This window comes from [Clostridium] symbiosum ATCC 14940, from assembly GCF_000466485.1.
Classification (GTDB): domain Bacteria; phylum Bacillota; class Clostridia; order Lachnospirales; family Lachnospiraceae; genus Otoolea; species Otoolea symbiosa.
In genome coordinates this window covers 1-1,456 of sequence record NZ_KE992941.1, presented here as the reverse complement: position 1 = coordinate 1,456, position 1,456 = coordinate 1, and the positions used below count along the sequence as shown (strand labels likewise).

Genomic DNA, 1,456 nt, shown 5'->3' with positions numbered 1-1,456 from the left:
AAATTTTTTATTTAAATTCCACCGCCCGCTTATGCGGTGGAATTCACTCCCGCACAGTTGATATTTACTCTTTCATACCATTATGATAATGTAGTCTCTCCTTCTGACAGCAGTAGATGGAGGAATCATGAGTAAATATATACCTGGTAATCAAAAACACCTTACCCTGCATAATCGTATCTATATCGAAAACGAACTGAATAAAGGTACCTCTTTCAAAGACATCGCTAAGTTCCTTTGCAAAGACCCTACCACCATTTCAAAAGAGGTAATGGCTCACAGGCTCTCGGACTGGTATCACAAAGGGACCTTTTACAACGCCAAAAACTTCTGTGTCCACCGTTATCACTGTAAGAAGACAAATGCCTGCCGAAAGATTATTCTTTGCGGCATCAAGTGTACTTCCTGTCCAACCTGTAACCAGACCTGTCCCGATTTTGAAAAGGAACGCTGCACCCGTCTCACTAAGGCACCATATGTTTGTAACGGCTGTGACAAACAGATAAACCACTGCACCATTGCACACAAATATACCTACGATGCACGCTTTGCGCATCGCAAGTACAAAGAGAAGCTCAGCGACTCCAGAGCTGGAATCAACCTCACAAAACGGGAGTTACACCAAAAGGATATCATAGTCTCTCCACTTATTCAGCAGGGGCAGTCTCCCTATCAGATTGTAACGAACCATCCCGAATTGGAAATGTCGGTGCGCACGGTTTACACCTATATGAACATGGGGTTATTCACTGCCAGAAATATCGATTTAAAAAGAAAAGTGAAATTCAAATCCAGAAAGTGTCATAAAACCCAAATCACAAACCGTTCCGTTTTTGTGAATCGAACCTTTGCCGATTTTTCAGAACTTCACCTTTCACGCTTTACGGAAATGGATACCGTACATTCATCCAGAGAGTCTGATAAGGTGCTGCTGACTTTCTTTTTCACGGAGGAGAAGCTGTTTCTTGCTTTTGTTATGAACCGCTGTACAAAAGGCGCTGTGCGGCTTGTATTTGACCGCCTGGAAAAACGTATGGGCACTTATGAATTCATTTCTGCGTTCGAGCACCTGTTAACCGACAGAGGTTCCGAATTCGCTGACCCGGACGCCCTGGAAACCGGCGTAAACGGCCTTCAACGTACAAGCATCTATTATTGCGACCCAATGAGGAGCGGCCAGAAAGGCGGTCTTGAGCAGGCACACACGATGCTGCGAATGGTACTCCCGAAAGGAACCAGCTTTGAGTTCCTGACACAGTGGGATGTGAACCTGATTGTGAATCACATCAACTCCACTCCACGAGAAAGCCTCGGCGGAAGGACACCATACAGCGTCGCACTTGAAACTTTGGGTGAAGAAGTATTAAACGCATTTCAGCTTAGGCCGATTGCACCCGATGAGGTAAATCTGACGCCTAAGCTGATCCGCTTCAAACACAACTAACTATCAAAAAAA

General features: G+C 44.8%; 1 protein-coding gene. It reads left to right on the top strand.

The genetic code is table 11. The features are described 5' to 3' along the window. Window positions 1-127: 127 nt before the first annotated feature. On the top strand, window positions 128-1,444 hold the full coding sequence (locus CLOSYM_RS13535; RefSeq protein ID WP_021642530.1) for an IS30 family transposase: 1,317 nt from the start codon (window positions 128-130) through the stop codon (window positions 1,442-1,444). Window positions 1,445-1,456: the final 12 nt, after the last annotated feature.